This is a genomic window from Acinetobacter legionensis, assembly GCF_048551735.1.
GTDB lineage: Bacteria > Pseudomonadota > Gammaproteobacteria > Pseudomonadales > Moraxellaceae > Acinetobacter.
This window is the reverse complement of the sequence record NZ_JBIMBV010000001.1, coordinates 178,665-195,132: the sequence shown is the minus strand read 5'-3', so window position 1 is coordinate 195,132 and position 16,468 is coordinate 178,665. Positions and strand designations below refer to the sequence as shown.

15 protein-coding genes are annotated in these 16,468 nt (G+C 38.1%); 5 read left to right on the top strand and 10 right to left on the bottom strand.

Features of this window, described 5'->3' with window-relative positions; genetic code table 11:
• Positions 1-95 precede the first annotated feature (95 nt).
• Complete coding sequence (locus ACG9ZL_RS00830; protein ID WP_419358747.1) at positions 96-1,808, top strand: electron transfer flavoprotein-ubiquinone oxidoreductase; 1,713 nt, start codon at positions 96-98, stop codon at positions 1,806-1,808.
• A gap of 67 nt (positions 1,809-1,875) precedes the next feature.
• Here ACG9ZL_RS00830 and ACG9ZL_RS00825 read toward each other — a convergent pair whose 3' ends face one another.
• The 6 genes from ACG9ZL_RS00825 to tusA form a co-directional block, all read right to left on the bottom strand.
• Positions 1,876-2,376, bottom strand: coding sequence for a hypothetical protein (locus ACG9ZL_RS00825; RefSeq protein WP_419327960.1), 501 nt, complete (start codon positions 2,374-2,376; stop codon positions 1,876-1,878).
• A gap of 84 nt (positions 2,377-2,460) precedes the next feature.
• Positions 2,461-3,336 (bottom strand): hypothetical protein, encoded by an 876-nt coding sequence (locus tag ACG9ZL_RS00820; RefSeq protein ID WP_336953734.1) that lies wholly within the window; start codon positions 3,334-3,336, stop codon positions 2,461-2,463.
• 2 nt (positions 3,337-3,338) lie between these two features.
• Entirely contained in the window at positions 3,339-6,107 is a 2,769-nt protein-coding gene (locus tag ACG9ZL_RS00815; RefSeq protein WP_419358745.1) for a type VI secretion system Vgr family protein, read from the bottom strand.
• An 89-nt stretch (positions 6,108-6,196) separates the two neighbouring features.
• A complete protein-coding gene (locus ACG9ZL_RS00810; protein ID WP_336953732.1) occupies positions 6,197-7,033 on the bottom strand; it encodes a nucleotidyl transferase AbiEii/AbiGii toxin family protein in 837 nt (278 codons plus the stop codon).
• A gap of 26 nt (positions 7,034-7,059) precedes the next feature.
• Positions 7,060-7,638 carry a hypothetical protein gene (locus ACG9ZL_RS00805; RefSeq protein ID WP_419358744.1) on the bottom strand — a complete coding sequence of 193 codons (579 nt, stop codon included), beginning with the start codon at positions 7,636-7,638 and terminating at the stop codon, positions 7,060-7,062.
• Between the two features lie 24 nt (positions 7,639-7,662).
• The gene (tusA, locus tag ACG9ZL_RS00800; protein ID WP_336953730.1) at positions 7,663-7,920 is read right to left on the bottom strand and encodes a sulfurtransferase TusA; all 258 of its coding nucleotides are present in this window, start codon (positions 7,918-7,920) and stop codon (positions 7,663-7,665) included.
• A 193-nt stretch (positions 7,921-8,113) separates the two neighbouring features.
• Between tusA and ACG9ZL_RS00795 the strand changes: the two genes are divergently transcribed.
• Together ACG9ZL_RS00795 and lnt are read left to right on the top strand one after the other, a co-directional pair.
• The gene (locus ACG9ZL_RS00795; protein WP_004816763.1) at positions 8,114-8,953 is read left to right on the top strand and encodes a CorC family transporter; all 840 of its coding nucleotides are present in this window, start codon (positions 8,114-8,116) and stop codon (positions 8,951-8,953) included.
• Positions 8,950-10,509 (top strand): apolipoprotein N-acyltransferase, encoded by a 1,560-nt coding sequence (lnt, locus tag ACG9ZL_RS00790; RefSeq protein ID WP_419327962.1) that lies wholly within the window; start codon positions 8,950-8,952, stop codon positions 10,507-10,509. Before ACG9ZL_RS00795 ends, lnt begins: the two co-directional genes overlap by 4 nt.
• A 67-nt stretch (positions 10,510-10,576) precedes the next feature.
• On the opposite strand, the gene ACG9ZL_RS00785 is transcribed toward lnt, so the two are convergent.
• The gene (locus ACG9ZL_RS00785; RefSeq protein WP_419327963.1) at positions 10,577-10,915 is read right to left on the bottom strand and encodes a tRNA-binding protein; all 339 of its coding nucleotides are present in this window, start codon (positions 10,913-10,915) and stop codon (positions 10,577-10,579) included.
• 350 nt (positions 10,916-11,265) lie between these two features.
• Between ACG9ZL_RS00785 and ACG9ZL_RS00780 the strand changes: the two genes are divergently transcribed.
• The gene (locus tag ACG9ZL_RS00780) at positions 11,266-11,529 is read left to right on the top strand and encodes a DUF2798 domain-containing protein (protein ID WP_419327964.1); all 264 of its coding nucleotides are present in this window, start codon (positions 11,266-11,268) and stop codon (positions 11,527-11,529) included.
• Between the two features lie 74 nt (positions 11,530-11,603).
• On the opposite strand, the gene ACG9ZL_RS00775 is transcribed toward ACG9ZL_RS00780, so the two are convergent.
• The 3 genes from ACG9ZL_RS00775 to gspF form a co-directional block, all read right to left on the bottom strand.
• Positions 11,604-11,939 carry a hypothetical protein gene (locus tag ACG9ZL_RS00775; RefSeq protein WP_336953727.1) on the bottom strand — a complete coding sequence of 112 codons (336 nt, stop codon included), beginning with the start codon at positions 11,937-11,939 and terminating at the stop codon, positions 11,604-11,606.
• Positions 11,940-12,220: 281 nt separating this feature from the next.
• Positions 12,221-12,658: a type II secretion system major pseudopilin GspG gene (gspG, locus tag ACG9ZL_RS00770; protein WP_004816754.1), complete on the bottom strand. Its 438-nt coding sequence runs from the start codon at positions 12,656-12,658 to the stop codon at positions 12,221-12,223.
• A 39-nt stretch (positions 12,659-12,697) separates the two neighbouring features.
• Positions 12,698-13,903, bottom strand: a complete 1,206-nt coding sequence (gspF, locus tag ACG9ZL_RS00765) for a type II secretion system inner membrane protein GspF (RefSeq protein ID WP_336953726.1) — start codon at positions 13,901-13,903, stop codon at positions 12,698-12,700.
• 168 nt (positions 13,904-14,071) lie between these two features.
• Here gspF and ACG9ZL_RS00760 point away from each other — a divergent pair, with 168 nt between their 5' ends.
• Positions 14,072-16,297 (top strand): primosomal protein N', encoded by a 2,226-nt coding sequence (locus tag ACG9ZL_RS00760; protein ID WP_419358742.1) that lies wholly within the window; start codon positions 14,072-14,074, stop codon positions 16,295-16,297.
• Positions 16,298-16,468 lie beyond the last annotated feature (171 nt).

Genomic DNA, 16,468 nt, shown 5'->3' with positions numbered 1-16,468 from the left:
ATCACGGAATTTTTAGAACACTCATGGCAGCACCGATTTATTAATTCCCAATAAATGCTCACGGTTGCCACCCTTAGAAATATGAGGAGTCCTACATGGAACACATCGAACGCGAATCGATGGAGTTTGACGTAGTGATCGTAGGCGCAGGCCCTGCGGGTCTTTCTGCTGCGATTAAAATTCGTCAATTAGCTCTTGAAAACAATCTTCCAGACCTTTCCGTCTGTGTGGTTGAAAAAGGCTCTGAAGTTGGTGCGCATATCCTTTCTGGTGCTGTACTTGAACCTCGTGCAATCAATGAACTTTTCCCTGACTGGAAAGAACAAGGTGCGCCTTTAAATGTACCTGTGACTGAGGACAAAACTTATTTCCTCATGTCTGCCGAAAAGTCACAAGAAGCACCACACTGGATGGTTCCTAAAACTATGCACAATGATGGTAACTATGTTATTTCATTGGGTAATGTAGTGCGTTGGTTAGGTCAAAAAGCGGAAGAGTTAGAAGTTTCTATCTTCCCGGGCTTTGCTGCTTCAGACATCCTTTATCATGAAGATGGTTCTGTAAAAGGCATCCAAACTGGTGATATGGGTATTGGTAAAGATGGTGAACCGACGCACAACTTTACTCCTGGCTACGAGCTTCATGCAAAATACACAATTTTTGCAGAAGGTTGTCGTGGACACCTCGGTAAACGTCTGATTGCAAAATACAACTTAGATCAAGATGCTGATCCGCAACATTACGGTATCGGGATCAAAGAACTTTGGGAAATCGACCCTGCTAAACATAAACCTGGTTTAGTAATGCATGGTTCAGGCTGGCCTTTGGCAGAAACAGGTTCTTCAGGCGGCTGGTGGTTATATCACGCTGAAAACAACCAAGTGACCTTGGGTATGATTGTCGATTTATCTTATGAAAATCCACACATGTATCCTTTTGCTGAAATGCAACGTTGGAAAACACATCCACTGATCAAGCAATATCTTGAAGGTGGTAAACGTATTTCTTATGGCGCACGTGCAGTTGTTAAAGGTGGTCTAAACTCTCTACCTAAACTAACCTTCCCAGGCGGTTGCTTAATTGGTGATGATGCAGGTTTCTTAAACTTTGCTAAAATCAAAGGCTCTCATACTGCGATGAAATCGGGTATGTTGTGCGGTGAAGCTGTATTTGAAGCAATCCAAGCGGGTCATGAGAAAGGTGGCGATTTAGCGGTTGCGCGTGTCACTGAAGGCGAGGATTTCTTTGCCAAAGAATTAACTGCATATACGGACAAATTCAACAACAGTTGGTTAAAAGAAGAGTTACATCGTTCACGTAACTTTGGTCCAGCAATGCATAAATTCGGTTTATGGATGGGTGGTGCATTTAACTTTATCGATCAAAATATCTTTAAAGTGCCATTTACCTTACATGACCTTGCACCTGACTTTAGTGCATTAAAAACTGTAGATGCTGCGACATTTAAACCTACTTATCCAAAGCCAGACGGTAAATTGACCTTTGACCGTTTATCTTCTGTATTTGTATCGAATACTGTACATGAAGAAAATCAGCCAGCTCACTTAAAGCTGACCGATGCTTCGATTCCAGTCAATGTCAACTTACCAAAATGGGATGAGCCTGCTCAACGCTACTGCCCTGCTGGTGTTTACGAGATTATGGAAAATGATGATGGTTCTAAGCGCTTCCAGATTAATGCTGCAAACTGTGTTCACTGTAAGACTTGTGATATCAAAGATCCATCTCAGAACATCACTTGGGTAACTCCTGAGGGTGGCGGTGGTCCAAACTACCCGAATATGTAAATCAACAAACCCGCTTCGGCGGGTTTATTGTCATTAATTAAATTTCGTTTTTAACGAAAAATTTATACTACTTATCTCCACCACCAAATAGAACAACCAGCCTAACATAGTTTATTTGACTTTCAATTTCATTTTTTGATGAATAAAATTCATATATTATAGAATTATTTTTTTGATTACCAAATATATGTTTATATAATGTATTTGGGCTGTACGGACTAGAGTAAATCGCTGATTCTTTTTCAACCAGCTCCGAATATTTAAAGAAAATATTATTTTCTTTTAACAACTTTACATCAGCCTTTATCGGTTTTTTAAACACAGGTTGATTTGATGGGGAAAAAACAAATTTATATTTTTTCTCTTTATCATTTAAGTTTAAGACTTTGATTGTGGCTGGATAACCAAATTTATTTTTAGATAAAACGTATACGCCTCTATCAGTTAAAGTTCCATCTTTTAGCACATGCACTTTCAAAGCTCCCTCAAAGAAGAGACTACTATTCCACTTTTCTGTTTCACCCACTCTTGTGATTTCATTTATCAACATAATAGTATTATCAATCATCTTGTCATCCATTGTTTTGGAATTTACAGTTGAATTAAATATTAAAAACAATAATAAACTTATCAACTTAAAATAATACATTATCTAACCATTAAAATATGAGTATATTTTGAGAGGATCTTCATCACCCTCACTTAAAAACCAGTCTGTAGTATTCTCATCATCAAACTCAGGAACCATAACACCATAATTCATATTATTAGCTGAATCTGTTCTTAAAAAGTAAGTATATTTCAAATCTTCCTCCTCATTATTTATTTTAAATTTAAATGCAGCTAATAGCTCTTTTGCTTTTCCTACATTTGGATACTCTGGGTAACTATAATGTTTTAAATTAGAATTAAATAAATGTTCATTCCATGCAAATGGACATATAGCCTTTTTCGATATCCCATACATTTTTACATAGCCATAGGCATCAGGAATTTTTTTATCTAAAATATCTGAAAGAATTCTATAAGCTTCTTTTGCACAAGTTTCATTGGTAATTGCTCTATATTTTTTATCATTTGATTTCTTTTGCTCCCATTCATTTGTTTCATGATTATAAAAATGATTATTTGATTTCTCATACATTTTACTTACTTCATTTTTTATTTTTTTTGCGTCATCTTCACTAATATTTAGAACATATAATTGAGCTACCTCACCAATCGGATATTGACATGTTGAAGCATTTCCAATTACTTTATTTTCACCAAGCTTCTTTCCAGCGCTAGGGCCAAAACTAAAAAAACTAAAAACATCATCATTTTCTACAACATAAAAAAAAGCATGTCCCCAGTCTAAATTAGGGCCTGTTAAATATTGATGTTTAGCCGATTTCGAGGAGAATGTTATCTTTGCATTTTGATATGCATATGAAGCATTAGCCTCTGTACCAATAACTAAATAATACTCATTAACTTCAATTTCTGTTATAGGCTGATTAATCTCAGTAATATATTTTTTCTCATTCATTATTATAGTTCCACATCCAAGCTAAATTTTTCTTGCTCAGCTGTATAAATCCTATTTGTTTTACCCTCTTTGTCTGTTTTACCTTTAAATTTTTTCCCATTTGCTCCATTTAAAACATAACTAGTATTCGGCATGATTTCACCTTGCTTATTCTTTAAGATAAACTGATGAGAGTATATATTCTTACTTGGTAGAAAAGGAATTTCAAAGTTAACTCTTTCCCCACCCAAAAACTTATGCTGCCCCGCCTTACTCTCAAACTTACCTGCAGTGGTCGGTAAGACACCTGCACTACTAATTTCAACTTGAGAACCATCTGCAATCAAAATAATTTTCTTATCCGCTTTAATCTCGATCTTGTCTTCGGTCGAAATAATTTGAATACCTTTACGTGCAATCAAATCCGCACCATCGCCTTGTGCTTGGATCTCAACTTTACCTTTCCCTGCAAATAATCTTGCCCCTTCTTGTGCCGCAAAAAGACTGATCTTAGCACTGGCATGCCCAATCAAAGCCTTTTGTGTGCTTAGGTTGATACTATCACCCGCAGTTTCATAGATTTGTCGATCGGCAGAAAGATGTAGATCTTCATTAGTAGCAAGCGCAACCGAATTGGGTGAAGCCAATAACATCAGGGCTTGCTTAAAGATATCTGCTTGATTTTTTGCTTCACGGGATTCACCTTTTTCCAAAGATGAAATAAAAGATTTCAAATGATCTAAATTTTCTAAAGGATCAGTTTGCTGATTCTTGGCAACTTCACTTAAGGCCTTAGAATTATTTAGGCTGCTTTCTAACTGACTTTTCGCGGCTGTTGCATCAAGATGATTACCTGAAGCTAAGTCTTGAGCATGGGTACTCAGCAATAGACCTTGCCCTGCACGTACTGCTCCCCATTGGTCTGTTCTTAGTTCAAAGCCTTCGCCTCGTCCTTCACTGGTATCAGTTTCTTTAGGATGGCTCAGATTACCGAGATTGAGTTGACTCGTGCCGTGACTGCTTTGTAGCTGGCTGCTGATTTGGTCTGTGGTATCGTCAAATCTAAGCTGGCCATAGCCACTGCCTTTAACTTCTCGACTTTTGATCCCTGCCAGTTTTTTTGTATCAGGCAATTGTCCTTTGTCATCAAATTTCGTTGGGCTTCGTTGCGCTTCATGGATACGCCCCACTACAAATGGTCGGTCAATATTGCCATCAAAGAAATCTATCACGACAATCTCACCAATCCTCGGCAAGAACCGCGCACCATAGCCTTCACCTGCCCACGGGGTCAGTACATCCACCCAAGCGGAATCAGTGTCGTTGTCATTGCTCCCTGCACCACCATCATGACTATGATCTTCATTGCGGGTAAATAGGAAGCGAACTTTAATGCGCCCCCATTCATCGACATGAATTTCTTCTCCACTTGGCCCAACTACTTTGGCTCGTTGTGGATGGGTACTAGGACGATGTTGTAGTGGGTGGTATTCAGGAACAGTGGTGATATTACGGCGTTGTAGTACCAATTGATTGGCTTGGCGTTCTGGGTTGTTTGAGTCTACATTTGAATTGACCCAATTACTTTGTTTGAGCAAGCGATTGATTTGTTCATTCAGATCTTTGGGTAAGTTGTTCTGGTTATAGAATGTCTTTGACGTGATCAGAAATTCTTTGTCTGAGCCACTGTGTTGGTCTATTTCTGGGTGTTCATTCAATTCAAACCAATACCCCACTTGCGCATCACGTACAGTGGAGTTGGCAACAAATTGCTTGGATTGAGCATCATAGTAATGACTGAGGTTTTGGTTGATCTTTTCAATCTGATTGTTATTTGAAGCGGTTGCTTGATCTTCACCATTCAGGTCTTGAATCCATGCTGGACTGATATGCCAAGCTTGTTCTAAACCAAGACTGGCATTGTTTTGGTTTTGGCTATGTTGATGTTTGCTTTGAACACTGCCTGCACCTTCTTCTTGTTCTAACACATCTGCTTGCCAGCGTTGTACATGGACAGCAGTGGGTTGTAAGCTGCGTTGTCCAATAAAGCTGGTGATGCTGTCTTGTTGTTCTGTGGCACTGCTACGATGGAAACGAATTTTTCTTCGTTCTAGCACTTTGTATTCGCTGTTGTCATCCACTAAACGCAGTTTTTGTGGTTGAATTTGAGTCGCAGAACTAGGCACAATCAATTGCGCCTCATCAATCAGCCAGTTGATCCCTTCACTGCGCATCAAGCGGGTTAAAAATGCATAGTCACTTTCGTTGCTCTGCATAATGAATGGTCGGATATCGTAGTCTTTTTTAAGACCACTTTTATCGAGGCTTAGACTGGAGGCAAAGAGTGGGCTTTTGTCTTGCCATTCTTTAAACAGCGCTTCTATGACTTGAACAACCGACTTATTCATAAACACTCGGCTGTTACGACGTTTATGCCACAGTGAAGTGGCATCTTCGAGTTTGAGTTTATATAGCGTCAGTGCACCATCACTTTGCCCTTGTGCTGCTTCGGTAATCACCCCTGTGCTACGAAACAGTTGTCCATGATCTGTGACTTGATCAATCGCCACTTGGCTACCGATAAATTGTTTAAGTGGAATCACAGCCGAAGTGGCAAGGCAAATCAGTTCAATAGACACGCCTTGGTTTAGACCATGTTGTCCATCGATGCGTTGTAAGAAGACTTGGTTGTTTAAGTCTGTATTGCTAAATTGGATATGCAAAGCTCGTTTTTGTGCGTTTAGTCCAAGCTGATCCAATATTTTATAAATGCTATTTAGTAAGCTGTTCATTTGAATGAGTTAATTATTATTAAAAAATATGTTTAGATTATAATCATAAGTCAAAATTCTGTCATTTTTAATTTTGTAAAACTCTTTGATTAGGGTGTTGAATCAATTAACTCTAATAACTCCGCATCAAGCAATGACTGAGTAAAAATATTCCAAAAATCTTCAAATTTCTCGGGAATATCATCTAAATTTGCAAACTGAATCTCAGATCTTTCATTCTGCCAATTTTGTGCCAGCTTCATACAAGCATCAGCCAAAATAGGTTGATTCAAATACAAAAACTTAGTCAAAACCAAACCATCTCTTTGACATTCACTTTTCAATATTTCTATGGCATAAAGTTTTGCAAAAATATCCGAAAATGATGGATGCTTGAGTAAATAGGTCAAATCAAATATATCTTTATAGCGTGGGTTCACAATACATTGGTGTAACTTCCATGCAATTTGCGTAGCTAAAGATGGGGTTTGTGCCAATCGGAAGTCCTTACCAACAAAAGGATGATAAATAAGTCTGTTGTGAATATCTTGAATTTCAAGATTAAATGAAACATCAATATCTATTTCAGTTTTTTGCCCATTCACCCATGCGATAATATTTGTACTGACTGTTGGAAAGTCTTCTGCCATTACATACTCCAACTCCCACCAATAATTATCTTTCGAAAATGGTTCATAACGAATACCATCATTAAAATCTACAGTTGTTAAGTAGCACATCCATTCATTCAAATGATCCTGAACAAAATGTCGATCGATTAATGGTTTTAAACAAATCCAATCTAAATCTTGTGGTTTACGTTCAATATGCGCAGGAAAATATTGCCGAGTTAAGAAACTTCCTTTTAGCATAAAAGGAAAGTACTGGTGGCTTTCTGCAAAACGTCGAATCAGGCCCTCACAAGCCTTTTGCTTTATTTCATTCATTTACATTCTTCTTTATCTATGTCTATTTAAGATAACCATCCATGATCTAACATGATATTGGTATCATAAATACAAATCTCAAATCTTTCTTTAGCAATCACTCTATGTTGGTTTAATAATGCTATGCGCAACAACTCTAAGCGTTTCAAGAAAAAATCTGCTGTTCCTATTTCGCGTAATGTTAAAAATCGAAAGTTCTCACGGCGTTTTAAAGCATTTTGAGACAAGTGTGCTTGATGATGCTCACATAGTTGTTTAAGTTCAAAAGCATCTCTACATTCAATCAAAGCATGCCATTCATAATAATAAATAGACTGTTGATCTGTTTGAGAATCTTGAAATGGAAGTTCAATCTTGGTTCGGATAATTTGAATATTCTGTTGTTCAAACGCCTTGATCCAAGGCTCAATATCCTCAAGGACAGTACTTAAATCCGCTGAGTAAACACATTTAGAGAGCATAATCTGTTTAGAATACATACCACGGGCAAGTATAATTTCAAGAGGCTTAGCATCTAACTGTTTACACATCGTTTTAAACTGATGGTACATCACTGGACTTTTAATATCCGCTGTCAGATGCACTTCAAATTCTTGTTTTTGCATCTATAATTACTTACCCGTTTTCTTTTAACCTTTCTTCACTAAATAGTGAAATTCCTTATTTCCGGCATCATCTAGTACTTCTTCTTGTAAAATCAACTCATGACCGAGATGCATACAAAATTTAGGAATGTCCCAAGAGGTTGAATTATCAGTTGCAAATACTTCAACGACATCACCTGATTTAGATTTACGAATTGCTTGATGCAACATCATTACAGGCTCAGGACAACGTAGTCCACGCGTGTTTAATTGAATGCTTGCTTTAGGCATCGGTTCAGACATTATCTATTCTCAAAAAGAAGCGAAATCACTCAATAATTTTAACACAAACTCAAATAATGAATAAGGCTTGCAATATATCTATAATATGACACATACATTCATCTATTTACCTTAGTTAATAGATAGACATCTGTGTTTTCTTCGGTATGATAAAAAAACATTTACTAGATATTAAACGTCTTTAGGAAAGATCATGCACGAGGAATCAGGCCCATCGTGGGGAATGCGTGGCTTACGCAAATGGTTAGGAACAGCGCCAGAAACCCGAGATGAACTGCTAAAATTAGTACAAGATTCACGTCGTTTTTTAGAACCCGATACTGTTGCAATGTTAGAAGGCGTATTAGACCTTCCTGCAACAAAAATCCGTGAAGTCATGACTCCGCGCACAGCGATGGTCAGCTTACAAGAAGATGATCAACTTCTTGATATTTTAGACATTCTTATTGAGTCTGCACATTCACGTTTCCCTGTTTTTTCTTCTGATCAGCCTGAAAACGTGGTGGGTATTTTACTTGCTAAAGATCTTTTACCCTTTTTAACTGATCGTTCATCTGTTGTAGATGTGCATGCGTTAATGCGTCAGCCATTATTTGTCCCAGAAAGTGCACGTTCCGACCAAGTTTTGAGGATGTTAAAAAACACTCAAACCCATATTGCCATTGTAATTGATGAATATGGTTCAACAGCAGGTCTGGTCACTTTAGAAGATATTCTAGAAGAGATTGTCGGCGAAATTGAAGATGAGCATGATAACGTTGACGAAGAAGCACAATTTATCATTCCAGATACAACACATACCACAGCCAATACATGGATTGTGCAGGCACTTACACCAATAGAACATTTTAACAATGTTTTAGATGCTGAATTTCCTGACGATGAAGTAGAGACTATGGGCGGATTACTGCTTCAAGAAATTGGTCTAGTGAGTGATCTTCAAGGCCAAGTGGTTGAGCTTGAGGATTGGGAATTTACAATTATTGAAGCAGATGCGCGCACTATTCATCTGATTCGAGCTGTACATAAATGAGAGCATACTTTGATAAGCTGTTAAATTCATCCCAACAACAAAAACAGCTGCCCTTCATTTTCCCATTATTGATTTCGTTAATATCAGGCGCAGTGTTCAGTTTAGCACTGGCTCCTTATTACTGGTGGTGGTTGGCAATTTTATCGCCTGCCCTGCTATATGCTTGCTTAAAAGGCCGTACACCACGCCAAGCATTTGCGATTGGCTTAAGCTATGGCTTTGGTCTATGGTTTGTTGGCGCATTCTGGCTCTATACCTCGATTCATGTGTATGGGGATACCAATGCTGTATTGAGTGTCTTGATGATCGCCATCATGGCCATTGTCATGGGGCTTTTTACCGCAATTCAGACTTGGGTATATCGTAGATTCTTCCCTGAAACACCATTAACTTTCGCTCCTTTGTGGGTTATTTTTGAATGGTCCAAGACTTGGGTCTTTACAGGTTTTCCTTGGTTATTTGCAGGTTACGCATTTACTGAACGACTCTTAGATGGCTATGCTCCACTCTTTGGTGTGTTTGCAGTATCTTTTGTTGTGATTATCCTTGCCTGTGCATTGGTTGAAATTTTAAATAGAAAAGTCTTTTGGATCTTTCCTGCAATCATTTTAATCCTTGGCGCATGGGCTGCATCATTTATCACTTTCGTACAACCGAAAGCAGAAAAGCCGCTCTCCGTTTCTTTGATTCAAGGCAATATTCCGCAAGATTTAAAATGGTTGACTGAATATCAGGTTAAAACCTTAGAAATTTATGTAAATTTAAGCCGTACTGAATGGGGGCGTGATCTGATTGTTTGGCCAGAATCATCGATTCCACTGTTCCAAACAGATATTCAACAATTCTTGGATATGATGGATCAACAAGCCAAAAGTTCAGGCACAGCATGGGTAACGGGTATTCCTTATTGGGACTTAAAAGAATCACAAAAAAATGGCTATCCGATGTACTACAACAGTATGATGGCTTCTGGCGCAGATTCTTCAGGCTTATATAAAAAACAACGTCTAGTGCCTTTTGGTGAATATATTCCACTTTCAGGATTGTTGGCTTGGGTGTTACCTGCGCTACAAAATGATCCATCCATGAGTGGATTTTCCCAAGGTGCATCCAATCAAAAGCCTTTTAATATTAAAGGACATGATTTGGCTGCAGCCATTTGTTATGAAGTAGCTTATCCGAATCTCACTCGACGTAATGCGATTAATAGTGACTTTTTAGTGACTGTTTCTAATGATGCATGGTTCACGGGTACAGCAGGGCCATTACAACATCTTCAAATGGTGCAAATGCGTGCCAAAGAAAATGGACGCTGGTTTATTCGTGCTACCAATACAGGCGTAACAGCATTTATTGACCACAATGGGCATATTGTAAAACAAGCCCCTGTAGATCAAAAAGCTGTGCTTCGTGGTGATTTACCTGCCATGCAAGGCGAAACTTGGTACACCCGCTTTAGTGATTATCCTATTTTGTTGCTCTCCCTATTATTATTAATTTTGGGCTGGATCTATCGCCCTAAAGCAGTCGATATTAGCTTTAAATCTAGACGTTAATATTTGAATCCCTCATCTCTGGTTTAAGGAGATGAGGTAAACTTCAACAAAAAGCTTGATTCGATTGTTAAAGTAACTTTGTTCCCAATGGTACATTTGCATCAGGCACACACAACGTCACATGCCCATCTTGATTATGAAAACCCGTCACTAAACACTCTGATTGAATCGGTCCAATTTGTTTTTTGGGAAAATTCACAACAGCAACCACCAGCTTCTCAATTAAATCTTCAGGTTGATATAGGTTGGTAATTTGCGCACTCGATTTCTTTACACCAAGCGCTTCGCCAAAATCAACATGCAAAATATAAGCAGGCTTACGCGCTTTCTCAAACACTTCGGCTTGAATAATTTTTCCGACCCTTAACTCTACTTTAAGAAAGTCATTCCATTCTATTTGTTGCATTGCTGAGTCCTCGTATTTTTATCAGTTCATCTCGATAGATAAAATCATTTTAGATAAATTTAAAGCAATCAACCTTATATAAAACAGACAAATGATCCTGTTAAAAAGACAATCATGTTCAACCTAGCCCCAACCCAAGTCTTATCAAAACGAAATTGAAAATATTTTCGGTGCATTTTTTATTATATTTTTTTCAAGTTTATGCTAAATTATTTTCGCTGATCATAAAGCCGTAAACGTTTACGTCAATCAACGTGCCAACATATCTCCAACAAGGCTTGGGGCTATTTTTAATCAAAATTTTAATATTTTGGTGCGGCACTGGCGTTTGTTGGTTTACGGAGTAAAAAATGCAAAATTCTAAATCGTCTTATTTTAATTTTAAAAAGATTCCACATCGCTATACAGCGATTGTTTTACCTTTGTTACTATCTATTATCATGACATTTATTGTTTCATGTATCAGTACATTCAGAAGCATGGGTTTTGAGAATTTTTCGCTATACACATGGCTTTCAGCTTGGGGGATTTCTTGGCTGATTGCCTTTCCAGTGTTACTTTTTATCTTACCTATTGTGCGCAAAATCACCATGAGCCTTGTTCAGCCGACTTAGTTGAAACTTGAATTACTAAATCATCGTGCAAAAAAAACCGAGGATTATACCCTCGGTTTTCCATGATATTTCAACTAAAGTTGAGTCACCAAATAAGACATCATTGCAGCTAAAAATAACATTGGCACATAACAATATGAACGTACTAAATATTGTTCTAATAATGATGAGAATTCAGTTTTCAACTGAAATACTGTCAAATTTAAGGCATTATAAAAACTAATAATAGATAATGCACTAAATACGCTAATCGCCATAAAACCAATCATGATCTGGCTATTGGCATCGGCAACTTGCCAAATATTGAGAAAAAACTGGCTAATCGGTAATAGGCTCAAAATTAAAAGAACAGATTTGAGCATAGTCCAATGAAATTGGCTGATTTCATCTGGTAATAATAATGCTTTCATCTCATCCTCCTCAGCAATTCAGATTGCCCTGAGAACTATTATGCAAGCTTTTAATTAAATAAAAAGTCTATTTTTATACACAATTTAACTTTCTTGTAACTATTAAATATGGGAATAATTCTTATTATAACTCTCAAACATCGTTATTTTAAATAGCTGTTATATTTCAATAAATTAAGTACATTTTAGCAAACAAGAAAGATTATCACTTCACTCAATATTTATTAACTCGATTCAATGAAGTGATTAACTCAATAAACTATAACTTAAATATTCTTTAATTAAGGTTGGTAATAAATATCAGCATCATTTCCTTCACCACCTTGTTTACCATCGGCACCAAAAGAATATAAATCAAACTTACGACCTTCAGAACCAGGGATCACATATTGAATATCATTTTCCCAACTGTCTTTCGGATAACCACCTTTAACATAACCACCAGGTAACCAGTTTTTAGCCGTTGCGGGTTGATTGACAAGCGCATCTAAACCACCATCTTGGCTTGTCGGATAACGCCCATTGTCCAATTTATATTGATCTAAAGCACCCGCTACACCTTTTAATGCAATTTTAGTGGTGTCAACTTTGGCTTTTTCACCACGTCCCATCACATTGGGTACGATCAATGCTGCAAGTACGCCTAAAATAACAATCACAACCATCACTTCAATTAAGGTAAAACCTGACTGACGAGTCCTATTCATCTTTCGTTGCATCTGCTTACTCTCTATATATTCTTTATAAAAATAATTGGCTTAAATCATATTGTTCATATTGACGATTGGCAACATAACTGCAATCACAATAACCAAAACAATACCCGCCATAAACACCAACATTAATGGCTCCAATAAAGCCAATAGTGTTGAAATAAATGAAGATACTTCTCGATCCTGCATATCTGATGCACGGCTCAACATTCGGTCTAACTCTCCCGAAGCTTCACCACTTTTAATCATTTGTACCATCATCGGTGGGAAATAACCACAACGCTCCAATTGCGTAGCAAGATTTCCACCCTCAGTGACTTTCTCTGCTGCAATATTGACAGCATCTCGTATTACCCAATTACTACTCACAGCGGCCCCAATTTTCAAAGCATCTACGAGCGGTACACCTGATTGAGTCAGAATAGATAAGGTACTGGCAAAACGTGCCGCATTTATACCACGAGATAATTTACCAAATAATGGCAATCTGAGTGTTAAACGATCAAAAGCATAGTGCCCTGCAGAAGTTCGCAAAAAACGAATTAATAAGAAAAATCCAACCACACTAAAAACCAGCATAAAGGGCCATGCCTGTCGAATAATCTCACTGGCTTTCATCAGTGCTACAGTGATCCATGGTAAGGCTTGCTTACTTTGGTCAAAGGTTTTAACAATGTCTGGAACAACATATGTCATCAACCCCATCACAATCGCAAAAGACATAAACATCAAGATGATTGGATAGATCATCGCACCTTGAATTTTCTTTTGCATGGCAAAGCGGTTTTCGGTGTAATCAGATAATTGATCTAAAATTAAATCTAAATGCCCTGAACGTTCACCCGCAGCAACGGTCGCAATATACAAATCTGGAAAGCGTCCTGTTTGTTGCATCGCTTGAGCCAAAGAGTGCCCTTCAAGCACTTTTGAACGTGCCGAAAGTAAAAGATTTTGTACATGCACTTTTTCACTTTGTTTGGCAACTGCTCGTAATGCTTCCTCTAAAGGAATCGCAGCAGCGACCAAAACAGAAAGTTGACGTGTCATTAAGGCCAGATCATAAGCCGAGAATTTACGTTGAAAAAATCCTGAACTTTTATTTTTATCTTTTTGTTCAACAGCATCCACCGTGACAGGAATCAATTCCTTGTCCCGTAGTTGTTGTCGAATCTGGCGTGCGGAATCTCCTTCTAACACGCCTTTTTGCTGCTTTCCTGAAGCATCAATTGCAGTAAATTGATATGCTGGCATTATTATGCTCTAGTTTTCCAAAATTTTTTGATTACGCTGTTGCGTCATACCCTATAAATCATTCATATTCATGTTTATAGATGACTGTTACACTCTAACACAAGCCGAATCTGCACATGAAACAATTTCATCACAGCCTCACTAAATTAATGAGTCACTAAATTAAAAATGTCGAATACCCTTGCTACGCCACAGACGATTTATCGTATTCAAGTTGCTGTTCCAGTCTATTTGAATGACTGCTTTGATTACCAAGTCACCGCTGAACAATATGCGCAAGCTGAAGTCGGTGCGCGTGTTGCAGTGTCTTTTGGCAGACAGAATCTGATTGGTGTTATTGTCAAGAAAGTACCGATTGATGAACCTGTGGATTCCCATTTTAAACTCAAAGCCATTACTGAACTGTTAGATGAACAGGCCATTCTAGACAGTAAAGTTTTAAGTTTATTGACATGGTCATCACAATATTATCAATTTCCTATCGGTGAAGTGATTCAAACGGCGTTACCTACCTTATTACGCCAAGGGAAACCTTATAATTTATTGGCACGTATCTGGAAACTTTTAGACTTACATGCCGAAGACAAAGTTAAGCGTTCTGAAAAACAACAAGAAGCCTATAAAATTTTAAAGCTACACCCGAAAGGGACACAGGAAAATATTCTTAATCTAAGTGGTGTTGAAACATCCACACTCAAAGTCCTTGAGAAAAAAGACATTGTTCGTTGTGATTTAGAACCACAAAATGTCACGCCAGAACCGGTGCAATTGGCACAGATGCCCCTCACGCCAAATGACGATCAGAAGAAAGCCATTCAAGCGATTTTAAAAGCGCAGAAAAAATATCAAGCGTTTCTACTGGATGGTTTAACTGGGAGTGGTAAAACCGAAGTTTATTTGCAAGTGATGCATGAAGTACTTAAACAAGGCAAACAAGTCTTGGTTTTAGTGCCTGAAATCGGCTTAACCCCACAAACCATCAGCCGTTTTCAATCACGTTTTCATTGCAATATTGCCTTACTGCACTCAGGCTTAAATGACACTAAACGTTTACAAGCATGGCAGCATGCGCAAACGGGCAAAGCCTCTATTATTTTAGGCACACGTTCTGCAATTTATACACCTTTGCCACAGTTGGGTTTGATTATTTTAGATGAAGAGCATGATCTTTCGTTTAAACAACAAGAAGGCTTTCGCTATCATGCTCGCGATGTGGCCATGTATCGTGCACATTTAGAAAATTGCCCGATTATCTTAGGTTCGGCCACGCCTAGTATTGACAGTTATTATCTTGCTCGCCAAGAAAAGCTGACACGGATTGAATTAAATCAACGTGCTGGTGCCGCAATCATGCCGAAAATGCATTTGATTGATTTAAAAGTGGCAAAAAAACAGCATGGCTTAAGTGATGTTTTGATTGCTGAAATCAAAAAACGTTTAGAGAAAAAAGAACAAGTTCTGATTTTTTTAAATCGCCGCGGTTATGCCCCTGTGCTTATCTGTGAAAGCTGTGGTTGGCAGGCCAATTGCCCCAACTGCGATGCTCACTTTACCCTGCATTTAAAGCCTTATCAGCATTTGCACTGTCACCATTGTGGCACGATTAATCGTATGCCTGATGCTTGCCCTCAATGCAATCAACAACAATTAAAGCCAATTGGCATGGGAACTGCCAAAGTTGAAGAAACCTTGAATGAGCTGTTCCCTCACTTCCCCGTCTTGCGCGTAGATCGTGACTCAACTAGTCGGGTTGGTAGTTGGCAAAAGATTTATGATCAAATCCAAAAAAGTGAACCGACTATTTTACTTGGCACGCAGATGCTGGCAAAAGGACATCACTTTCCTTATGTCACCTTAGTGGCAATTTTGGATATCGATGCAGGTTTGTTGAGTGTAGATTTCCGTGCTACAGAACGTACTGCGCAATTAATTATTCAAGTTGCAGGTCGTGCGGGTCGTGGTGAAATGAAGGGTGAAGTCTATTTACAAACCCTAAGACCTGATCATCCTTTATTAAACACCTTGATTCATAATGACTATCGGACCTTTGCTAAACAAACTTTAAAAGATCGCCAAGCCGCACAGCTTCCACCCTTTCGTTATACAGCTTTGATTCGCTGTGATTCAAAGCATCAGGAAGAAAATTTAAAGTTTCTGACTGAAATGACGCAGCTCCTTAGACAAACTGCCGAAGATAATTTAATTGATATTTGGGGACCGATTCCAGCGCCAATGGAGCGTAAAGCAGGACGTTACCAAGCTCATGTGGTTTTGCTTTCTCAAGATCGGGCAAAAATGCATTTTTATATTCGTCAATGGTGGCAACAGCTGTTACATAGCAAACCCTCTACGATGAAAATAACCATAGATGTTGATCCGCAAGAATTGAGTTAAATTTTTAATTTAGTTTATTGCTATACAAATTGAGATAATGAACCGAGTCTCAATTAAACCACTGCTGCATTTTGTATTGTTTAAATACGCACAATATATCTATTTATATGACGATAGACTTGCCGCCATTAGGTGAGGGTACAAAGGCTATCCCCCTCATAGTGCTAATCA

Excerpts from the sequence above, each read along its gene's own strand:
- ACG9ZL_RS00830 (WP_419358747.1), top strand. The coding sequence starts at position 96 with ATGGAACACATCGAACGCGAATCGATGGAGTTTGACGTAGTGATCGTA.
- ACG9ZL_RS00825 (WP_419327960.1), bottom strand. The coding sequence starts at position 2,376 with ATGATTGATAATACTATTATGTTGATAAATGAAATCACAAGAGTGGGT.
- ACG9ZL_RS00820 (WP_336953734.1), bottom strand. The coding sequence starts at position 3,336 with ATGAATGAGAAAAAATATATTACTGAGATTAATCAGCCTATAACAGAA.
- ACG9ZL_RS00815 (WP_419358745.1), bottom strand. The coding sequence starts at position 6,107 with ATGAACAGCTTACTAAATAGCATTTATAAAATATTGGATCAGCTTGGA.
- ACG9ZL_RS00810 (WP_336953732.1), bottom strand. The coding sequence starts at position 7,033 with ATGAATGAAATAAAGCAAAAGGCTTGTGAGGGCCTGATTCGACGTTTT.
- ACG9ZL_RS00805 (WP_419358744.1), bottom strand. The coding sequence starts at position 7,638 with ATGCAAAAACAAGAATTTGAAGTGCATCTGACAGCGGATATTAAAAGT.
- tusA (WP_336953730.1), bottom strand. The coding sequence starts at position 7,920 with ATGTCTGAACCGATGCCTAAAGCAAGCATTCAATTAAACACGCGTGGA.
- ACG9ZL_RS00795 (WP_004816763.1), top strand. The coding sequence starts at position 8,114 with ATGCACGAGGAATCAGGCCCATCGTGGGGAATGCGTGGCTTACGCAAA.
- lnt (WP_419327962.1), top strand. The coding sequence starts at position 8,950 with ATGAGAGCATACTTTGATAAGCTGTTAAATTCATCCCAACAACAAAAA.
- ACG9ZL_RS00785 (WP_419327963.1), bottom strand. The coding sequence starts at position 10,915 with ATGCAACAAATAGAATGGAATGACTTTCTTAAAGTAGAGTTAAGGGTC.
- ACG9ZL_RS00780 (WP_419327964.1), top strand. The coding sequence starts at position 11,266 with ATGCAAAATTCTAAATCGTCTTATTTTAATTTTAAAAAGATTCCACAT.
- ACG9ZL_RS00775 (WP_336953727.1), bottom strand. The coding sequence starts at position 11,939 with ATGAAAGCATTATTATTACCAGATGAAATCAGCCAATTTCATTGGACT.
- gspG (WP_004816754.1), bottom strand. The coding sequence starts at position 12,658 with ATGCAACGAAAGATGAATAGGACTCGTCAGTCAGGTTTTACCTTAATT.
- gspF (WP_336953726.1), bottom strand. The coding sequence starts at position 13,903 with ATGCCAGCATATCAATTTACTGCAATTGATGCTTCAGGAAAGCAGCAA.
- ACG9ZL_RS00760 (WP_419358742.1), top strand. The coding sequence starts at position 14,072 with ATGTCGAATACCCTTGCTACGCCACAGACGATTTATCGTATTCAAGTT.